The 8,528-nt window shown below is 34.4% G+C and carries 10 protein-coding genes and 1 tRNA gene; 2 read left to right on the top strand and 9 right to left on the bottom strand.

Annotation, left to right across the window (positions count from 1 at the left end):
• Nucleotide 1: 1 nt before the first annotated feature.
• The 3 genes from ACWZFG_RS10420 to ACWZFG_RS10430 form a co-directional block, all read right to left on the bottom strand.
• On the bottom strand, nt 2-1,078 hold the full coding sequence (locus ACWZFG_RS10420) for an AAA family ATPase (protein WP_455577610.1): 1,077 nt from the start codon (nt 1,076-1,078) through the stop codon (nt 2-4).
• Nucleotides 1,079-1,400: 322 nt separating this feature from the next.
• Entirely contained in the window at nt 1,401-1,865 is a 465-nt protein-coding gene (locus ACWZFG_RS10425; RefSeq protein WP_177505563.1) for a pyridoxamine 5'-phosphate oxidase family protein, read from the bottom strand.
• Between the two features lie 110 nt (nt 1,866-1,975).
• Nucleotides 1,976-2,063, bottom strand: a tRNA-Ser gene (locus ACWZFG_RS10430).
• A 194-nt stretch (nt 2,064-2,257) separates the two neighbouring features.
• Between ACWZFG_RS10430 and ACWZFG_RS10435 the strand changes: the two genes are divergently transcribed.
• Nucleotides 2,258-2,749, top strand: coding sequence for a DNA-deoxyinosine glycosylase (locus ACWZFG_RS10435; RefSeq protein WP_177505485.1), 492 nt, complete (start codon nt 2,258-2,260; stop codon nt 2,747-2,749).
• Here the strand turns inward: ACWZFG_RS10435 and tadA are convergent.
• The 3 genes from tadA to ACWZFG_RS10450 all read right to left on the bottom strand — a co-directional run bounded on the left by tadA (nt 2,734) and on the right by ACWZFG_RS10450 (nt 5,025).
• Nucleotides 2,734-3,216: a tRNA adenosine(34) deaminase TadA gene (tadA, locus tag ACWZFG_RS10440; protein ID WP_177505486.1), complete on the bottom strand. Its 483-nt coding sequence runs from the start codon at nt 3,214-3,216 to the stop codon at nt 2,734-2,736. The two genes, ACWZFG_RS10435 and tadA, sit on opposite strands and share 16 nt — an antisense overlap.
• A gap of 171 nt (nt 3,217-3,387) precedes the next feature.
• Nucleotides 3,388-3,585: a hypothetical protein gene (locus ACWZFG_RS10445; RefSeq protein WP_177505487.1), complete on the bottom strand. Its 198-nt coding sequence runs from the start codon at nt 3,583-3,585 to the stop codon at nt 3,388-3,390.
• Nucleotides 3,586-3,795: 210 nt separating this feature from the next.
• Entirely contained in the window at nt 3,796-5,025 is a 1,230-nt protein-coding gene (locus ACWZFG_RS10450) for an MFS transporter (protein WP_455577611.1), read from the bottom strand.
• A 445-nt stretch (nt 5,026-5,470) separates the two neighbouring features.
• Here ACWZFG_RS10450 and ACWZFG_RS10455 point away from each other — a divergent pair, with 445 nt between their 5' ends.
• On the top strand, nt 5,471-6,364 hold the full coding sequence (locus ACWZFG_RS10455; RefSeq protein WP_455577612.1) for a LysR family transcriptional regulator: 894 nt from the start codon (nt 5,471-5,473) through the stop codon (nt 6,362-6,364).
• A 207-nt stretch (nt 6,365-6,571) separates the two neighbouring features.
• Here the strand turns inward: ACWZFG_RS10455 and ACWZFG_RS10460 are convergent, their stop codons facing one another.
• The 3 genes from ACWZFG_RS10460 to ACWZFG_RS10470 form a co-directional block, all read right to left on the bottom strand.
• On the bottom strand, nt 6,572-7,132 hold the full coding sequence (locus tag ACWZFG_RS10460; protein WP_418627249.1) for an N-acetylmuramoyl-L-alanine amidase family protein: 561 nt from the start codon (nt 7,130-7,132) through the stop codon (nt 6,572-6,574).
• Between the two features lie 2 nt (nt 7,133-7,134).
• A complete protein-coding gene (locus tag ACWZFG_RS10465) occupies nt 7,135-7,581 on the bottom strand; it encodes a phage holin family protein (protein ID WP_418627248.1) in 447 nt (148 codons plus the stop codon).
• 94 nt (nt 7,582-7,675) lie between these two features.
• Nucleotides 7,676-8,528: hypothetical protein (locus ACWZFG_RS10470; RefSeq protein ID WP_455577613.1), on the bottom strand; the 853-nt coding region annotated here is incomplete at its 5' end.

The raw sequence follows: 8,528 nt of genomic DNA on the forward strand, positions 1-8,528 counted from the left end.
TCTATCTCAACTCCAATCCTAAATCATCTTGAGCCTCAATAGCCTCTCTTCCCTCCAAAACCCGTGCTACTGTTTCATTTTCTTTCTTATATAAAGTAATCACTCTTATCATATTTTGAAATTCCGGAACACACTTCAGCAGTTTGTCAATGGCTTCCTTGCTATGCGAAGTCAGAAACAATTGAATATTAAATCTTTGGCAAGTTTTAAGAATCCACGAAAAAACTTTATTCATTTCAGAAGGATGAATTGCTGTTTCAAATTCATTCAAAAGTAAAATCCCATCTTTAGCAATAACTACAGCATTCATTAAAAATATTGCTTTTTTCATTCCGTCTCCATAGACATCAAGAGGAAGTTGTTTTTTCTGCCCTTTCACTAAAACTTTATACACCTTTCTATTTCTATATGAATGATTTATCTTCTCTGTGTTTATGCTAATAATATTTTTGTCAAATTCTTTTAGCAGAGCTAACATCTCCTGATACAACTCACCACTATCTAGCACCTTAGGTAAATATACATCCCCTGTAATATGTTCTACTGGCGAAATATATTTTACTTTTACCAAGGTCAGCTTTTTGCTATTATTTCCGCCTCTAATATTTGGGGTAGGGAAATTATACACCATCCCTTTTTTCTCACAGAGATTATTACAATAAATACGATAGGAAAATCTACACACTTCTTTATTATAGTCATTAGGAAATGAAGCAATTTCCCTCAATTCATTTTTTGATAATATTGAAACTTCCCGTACAGCTTCTAAGCGTAAACTTAAAAATTCTTTATTTATCGCTTTTTTCACACCATAAGAAAGTTCTTTTCTATCGCTATCAATATTAAATAAATTTTCCATAACATCATAAGGCAACAGCTTATGATGACCGCCTCTTATATCGTCAAGCCAAGTATTAATATCATTTATATTATTTAAATTTTTAAGCACCTCCATAATACTTGTTTTCCCGCAATTGTTATCACCAGTAATGATATTGATATCACTAAGATTATGTATTTCTAGATTTTTAATCCCCCGATAAGTATCAATCAACAAATCTGAAATATGGACGGCCACATTCACACCTCCTCCACTTACTAATTTAGCTTTTCAGAGAAATTATCTATGATGAAAAAACTTTCCACATTGAAATATATACAAAATGTTATGCATAGTGAACCTAGAAAGCAAATTTTAAATATAAAAAAAGATGTTTTAAAATAGAGTATAACCTTCCATTTTAAAGCAGTCCTTATTACCTTTAAATTAAATTTCTACATTACATCAATATATAACCCAACACAATGTCCCGCCAACTATTGATACACAGTTTAAATTTATCAATTTAAACTTTATGTTTTTTAATGTCAGCACTTTATCTGCAATACATCATTAAAAATTATCTTCGAGCCTTTCCTGAAATGTGCTCTATACTAAGTTTTACAACCTTAGTATTCCTGCTTCCCTTTTGAATATATTCCTTTCCTTGCTCAATATAATCCGCCGAATATTTATTTATTAACTCTGCTAGATAAATATTTTTTTCATTATCAAAAATTTCCGTTGCTCTGCCAAATATAATGACACTCTCATACTTTGTACTAAATTTATCTGGTAAAACTTGTGTCTGTCCTACCACACAAAAAGAGATTTTATTATCCCTTGAAATATTATCAAATTTATGCCCATCAGCAGCACAATGAAAATATATTGCATCATTAAAAAAGACATAGTTTAATGGCACTCCATAAGGATAACCATCAGCCCCTATCGTTGACATAACTCCATATGTATTGTTTTTCAAAAGGTCTTTAGCCTGATCATCACTGATTTTTCTATCTATTCTTCGCATTTCTCTAAACATCATTATCTTCCCCCTTATTCTCATCATTTAAATCCTTTTATTCTACCACAACATTTAATTTACACAACAAAAAAGGCTCTGCAAAATATTCGCAAAGCCTGTAATTTCAATGGCAGAGAGGGAGGGATTCGAACCCTCGGTACCTTGCGGTACAATTGATTTCGAGTCAATCACCTTCGACCACTCGGACACCTCTCCATGTATTCAGTTAAGAACATTTAATATTATATCACAAAACCTATAAAAGTAAACATATAAAATTTGAACTATTTGCTGGAAACGAGCATTCGTCCTTAGATTGCACATTTGCTTTCAGCGGGAATTAAAATGCCTACTGAAACAGCCTTATTTATGCTATAATTAAGCTCATCTCAAAGGAAAGCAGGATTGTCATGAGTAAATGTATCTGTTTTGATGCTTCTATCGACCAAAATTCAGAAATATTAATTCTTGGCTCAATGCCAGGGGTTTGTTCTCTTGCTCACCAACAATATTATGCCCATCCACAGAATCGCTTTTGGCGAATCATAGGCGAAATATTCAACAACGGCATTGTCCCTGAATCTTATGAAGATAAACTTACTCTTCTCTTAGCAAATAAAATCGCATTATGGGACGTCGTATACTCTTGCAACCGTGAAGGCAGTCTCGATTCAAACATTACAAACGAAAAAGTGCATAATTTCGGTTCCTTTTTAACTCAATATCCTAAGATTCATCGCATTTGCTTTAATGGAAATAAAGCAAAAACCTCCTACCAACGTCACATCGGAATGATATTTCCCGAACGTATCAACTATCTATCTTTACCGTCTACCAGCCCTGCAAATGCGCGTTGGAATTTTGATGCACTGTTAACTGAGTGGCGTCATGCCTTATCTTGATTGACTTGTAATTTTTTCAGTTGACGTCGTTCTTTAAAAAACTTTTTCATTAAATTACGGCATTCATCTTCTAAAACACCCGAGGTTATTTCTAAACGATGATTCAATGCTTGATGATTCACAATATTAAAAATAGATTCTACTGCTCCAGCCTTTGCATCTGTACTACCGTAAACAACTCTGTCCACCCTGCTCATCACCAAAGCACCAGCGCACATCGGACAAGGTTCAATTGTAACATAAAGTGTAGCCCCTGAAAGTCGCCACCGATTTAACTTTTCACAGGCAGCTTTTATCGCTACGACTTCTGCATGTGCTGTTGCATCATTCCAGGTTTCCCTCATATTATGTCCCACAGCAATAACTTCTCCATCCATTACAATAATTGCACCTATGGGAACCTCCCCTAACGCAAAAGCTTTCTGCGCTTCGGCTAATGCTAGTTTCATATACCCTTCATCATTCATCTTATTTCACATCCATTTATTGCAATAAAATAAAACTTGATTCATATAAACAATGAATTCTTGTCTTCAAATAAAAATAAGAATATCACTACATTTTCATATAGGATATTCTTATCTTACACTGCTTAATATTCTATTATTATTTTCAGATTTTAGCAACATCTATTCTTGTCAACCTCTCCTTAAATCTAGATGATAAGCATCACTTTTTCTATTTTGATTATTTTCCATTTGGGTCATCTTTTTCTCCAAAATAGCACCAAAGCTCAATTCATCTTTTCGTTTCATATTATCCCTTGACGATTGACGATTATTATTATAGTTATCAATCCTTTGAATCGGCATAATTTCTAAAATCCTTTCAATCATATAAATCACCGCCTAATATAACTTTACATCCTTGTTATATATATTATCGTCATATTATTCCAATTACTTAAGCGTTTTGGAGATAAAAATAAAACTTTTTTCCTATTGATAAGATTCGACTAAATATTTTCAGTCAAATAAAAACCAGCAATTAGATTCAAGATAAGAATCCAATTGCTGGTTTTATCATTTATTATTTGATTTTTAAATTTAATGCACCTTATGAAGATTGAAATGAAACAACGGAAACTCACTAAAGGTTAATCGCATAGCCATTAATAATGCAATTGCCAGCACCGCCCCAATAAATAAAGCCACACCATCCCAGCCATACGAACTTAAGAAAAATCCCCCCAATGTACCAATTACACTAGCACCAATATAATAAAACAACATATACATCGAAGATATTCTCGCTTTATCCCCTTTGGCAATTTTCCCTGCCCAACTGCAAGCTGTCGAATGACTGCCAAAAAATCCAAATGTAAACAACGCTAAGCCTATAATCTTTAATATTAGAGGCGATCCCATGGTAATCAACGTACCAACCAACATCATTATACATCCTAGGCAAAGAATTTTCCCATTTCCATAGCGATCAGATAACCCCCCCATAACGGTAGAACTCACAGCACCTAAAAGATACATTGTAAAAATCATTCCAACAACCGTTTGACTTAAATTATACGGTGGAGCAATAAACACGTAACTAATATAGTTATATATACAAACGAAAGAGCCCATGATGATAAAAGCAATAACATAGATAGTAACAACAGCTTTATTTCTCAATACACTTTTAAAACCTTCTAATACATTATCTCCATTCTTTTTCGCTACTATTTTCTTTGTTGGATTCGGCAATCCAAACCAAAATGCAACTGCAATCAATAAATAGAAAGCTCCAGCTGCTCCAAGTCCAATACGCCAAGAAAAGAAATCTGTCAATGTACTAATGAGCAAACGACCAGATAATCCCCCTAATGAATTCGCACCTACATATATTCCAACAACCAGCCCAATAATTTTAGGATCAAATTCCTCATTAATATAAGCAACTGCTAACGCGGGAAAACCTGCTAACAAAATCCCTTGACATAATCTTAATCCTAAAATCAACTCAAAACTCGAACTAATTGCGATTGCAATCGCTAAAATAGCCGCAACACCTAACGCAATTGTCATCGTTTTTTTTCGTTCTAACCTTGTTGCAAAGCTCGCAATTCCAATCATTGCAAACGCCATTCCAGCTGTACCAAATGACATCGCTAAACTTGCTGTCGCTGGCATCAAATTAAATTCCTTCGCTAAAACAGGAATAATTGGTTGCAAACAATATTCAGCCCCAAAAGCGGCTACACTACCTAAAAACAACGTTACAATTGCACGCCAATATGCATTGGTATCTTTCTCAATAAAACTTCGCATCTCTGTTTCCATCAATTGAACACCCCATTAAATAATCTTCCCCTATCATAGAGCAACACTTTTAATACGTCAAATGCATAGTAATAATAACTTTTATACTTTTACTGCATCAAAAAATAAAATAGCTTATCCAACTATACTAAACCTATAGGTTAAGCATATTCTTACATTAACGATATGCATTATTTCTATTACTAAAATGCATAATTTTTCTCTAATACGCTAGTAAAATCTTAAAGATTCAGCTATGATAATCTTAATATGAAAATAAAAACTTATTATTATTGATCAAAAGAAATGTTTTATCCGCTGACTCCCCCGCTCTTAATCTCCATTTTTTTATAAATATAAGTTATACTTACAGACGAGCGGCTAAGTCTCTGGATAAGTGGAACTAAAATTCAGATGGATTAAAACCTTCATCTGAATCAAGTCTTACTTGATGGAGGATTTATTTATGGAACTAAATCAGCTTGAATATTTTAAGGCACTTGCCCATATTAATCATTTTACACAAGCTTCGCAAAATTTATCTGTTTCTCAACCGGCATTAAGCCGCTCTATTGCAAAGTTAGAGTCAGAACTAGGCGTTCCCTTATTCGAAAGATCAGGTAAAACAATTAAACTTACACAGTACGGACAAATATTTTTAGCACATATTGAGCGAGCATTACAAGAAATCAGTACCGGTAAACAAACACTTGCTGATTTGACCTCCCCCGATAAAGGCGTTATTCATTTGTCATTCCTTCATTCTTTAGGCGGCTATATTGTCCCTGAACTTATCAGTAAATTTAATCAAATTTATCCCAATATAAAATTTCGCCTCTATCAATACAACTCTACACAATTAATTGAGTACCTTGCTGAAGGTAGCTGTGATTTGTCCCTTTGCTCATCAATTATCACTACAGGCACCATTGGTTGGATGCCACTTTGTTCCGAAGAGATTTTTCTTATCGTTCCGAATGACCATCCTTTATCCAAAAGAAAAACAATTGAGTTAAAAGAAATTGCCCAAGAATCTATTATTACTTTCAAACCAACGTATGGTTTACGTTTGCTGGTAAATCAATGTTTTGAAGCGGCGTCTATCCATCCCAATATTATGTTTGAAGGCGATGAAATTGCAACCGTAGCTGGATTAGTTGATGCCAAACTAGGCGTCTCATTAATCCCTCATATTCCTGGTCTTGAGCATTTAAACATCACTTTTATCTCCATCTCTACACCGCATTGTACCCGCCCGCTCGGCATGGCATGGAATATAAATAAATACCTCTCCCCCGCCGCAAAAAAATTTCAGCAATTTATCATTGATACATTTAACGAGAAAGACAATAATAAATAAACCTCCCATATTTGGGAGGTTTTAATTTCTAAAGGTACAGTGATAAGAGTCAAACCTGTACCCAATCGATTAGAAAAATTCACCTTGAAGCCATAAAACACCCATAATATCAATACTTCAAAAAATTTTTTATGGGCGTTTAATTCAATTCTATTACGACATATCTTTACTTCAATCTATAATGCATTATTTTAAATTTCAATCTTTTTATACATAAAAATCACTAATTCCTCTGGCGATTGCACGAGCAAATTCATCTTCGTAATCAATTAATAGCTTTGCATCTTCAACATTATTGATAAATGCCATTTCCACAAGCACGGCTGGCATTGCTGTTGCTCTTAATACCGCTAATCCTCGTACATCTTTCTTGACTCCACGATCAGGAAAACTAACATCGATCTTTTGAATTGTAGCAACTACTTGATTTTGTATGCACTCTGCCAATCTTTCCCCTTCATCACCTAAACCACAACATAATGTTTCAACACCTCGTGCATCCGAACGAGTTGCAGAATTACAATGAATACTTATAAACAAATCTGCTCCCCATGTATTTGCAGACTCAGTAACATTTATATATTGAGGACTTTCACCTGCAAGGTTATCAGATTGCACCATCTGAACCTGATATCCTACTGCTTCGAGGTATTGTTTTACACGCTTGCTAATATTCAAAGTAATATAGCATTCTTGTAAGCCTAATTCTTTATTTACTGCGCCTGAATCAACCCCTGGATGATGCCCTGGATTTAAAAATATTTTCATAATTATTTTCCCACCTTTTCCTCGGCCAATTGAGCCAATTTATTTTTAATCGTTTTTGGTACAGGTAGACCGATTCTAGAAGCATTTTCTAAAATACTTAGTCCTTCATTTGCAAAAAAGAACCATATTGTCATGCTTCTGGCAAGATCTCCTCCACCTGATATCTGATCTATTAAATGTGCTAAAGCAACTAACGATAATATAAATACTTTTTTGATGATTCCTTTTAGCCCTCGTTTACTACTTGGTTTCTTTTTGCTGTCTTCATTTTCACACCAAGCAGCCATTATGCCAGTAACAAAGTCAAGAAACATCACCATAATTAATGTTTGAAACATTATATCAAATCCACCTGTTAAATATGAAAGAAATGTCCCCACGAAAGAACATACAGCTCCAACTTCCATTTCAAACCTTACTGGGACTATCTCGCGAAAAAAATTGAACATTTAATCATCCTCCTATGAAAAAGAGAGGCTGAATGCCTCTCTTTGTTAATTTATAAATAATTCATTGCTTTTTTTAGTTGATTTAATCCGTATATTATACAATTTTACCTACTTTCCATACTTTTACACGACAAGGGGCTGTTGTTGTACTTTTTCCTAAATCTCCAAATGGATGTCCTCCATTTGCTGCAATAGGATCTACAATCTGAGCTGCACCAGTTTGCAAAATAATTTTATCATCTGGAAGAAAATGCGAAGCTATAATACCAAAACCTTGGTTAGTACCTGCTGAGTATATCCATTCCGTAGTACCCCATTTATTATTAATCATAACTTCAACTTTACAGTCTATTTCATACCCCTTAAAAGGATTTTCAAGTATATATCTATTATTTACTTTTACCTCTCCAGGTTTTTCGGAAGTTCCATTATTAGGATAAATAACTACGAATCCTGTTTGATTTTCTAAATTCGAAACTTTTGTTTGTAACTGCTCAATTCCTTGTGCTACTCCCGACATATCAAGATTACCTGTATTTGATATAGTGCCGAATGCCTGAACTACCCAAAGTTTTACTACAGATTGCGGTTGTACTGTATCGGAGTTGCCGTAGATTGCGTTTGAATTCGAAGCATCAAAATTCATTGCAGTTGAACCATATTGATTACCTGCCGCTCCGAATTGATTCGCAGCAGTGACAGTTTTTGTAGTATATGCTCCAGTACAATTTATACTTGCATATCCTCTATCACTTGATATTACATTTCCCGTAATATTCGGCAAACCAGCTTCAAGCACAGCCCCAACTTCATCAACACTACTTGCACCTTTTACCCAAACTGTATTCAACGGCACCCTAAAATATTGTTCATCAACATCTGCATAGAACGGTACTGCACGACCACCAGATGCAGTTTTCATTGCTTGCCATTCAGTTTCGGTTTTG

Source organism: Anaerosinus sp. (assembly GCF_965318445.1).

Coding starts and splice junctions, on each gene's coding strand:
- ACWZFG_RS10425 (WP_177505563.1), bottom strand. CDS start 1,865: ATGTTTAGAGAAATGCGAAGAATAGATAGAAAAATCAGTGATGATCAG.
- ACWZFG_RS10435 (WP_177505485.1), top strand. CDS start 2,258: ATGAGTAAATGTATCTGTTTTGATGCTTCTATCGACCAAAATTCAGAA.
- tadA (WP_177505486.1), bottom strand. CDS start 3,216: ATGAATGATGAAGGGTATATGAAACTAGCATTAGCCGAAGCGCAGAAA.
- ACWZFG_RS10445 (WP_177505487.1), bottom strand. CDS start 3,585: ATGATTGAAAGGATTTTAGAAATTATGCCGATTCAAAGGATTGATAAC.
- ACWZFG_RS10450 (WP_455577611.1), bottom strand. CDS start 5,025: ATGGAAACAGAGATGCGAAGTTTTATTGAGAAAGATACCAATGCATAT.
- ACWZFG_RS10455 (WP_455577612.1), top strand. CDS start 5,471: ATGGAACTAAATCAGCTTGAATATTTTAAGGCACTTGCCCATATTAAT.
- ACWZFG_RS10460 (WP_418627249.1), bottom strand. CDS start 7,132: ATGAAAATATTTTTAAATCCAGGGCATCATCCAGGGGTTGATTCAGGC.
- ACWZFG_RS10465 (WP_418627248.1), bottom strand. CDS start 7,581: ATGTTCAATTTTTTTCGCGAGATAGTCCCAGTAAGGTTTGAAATGGAA.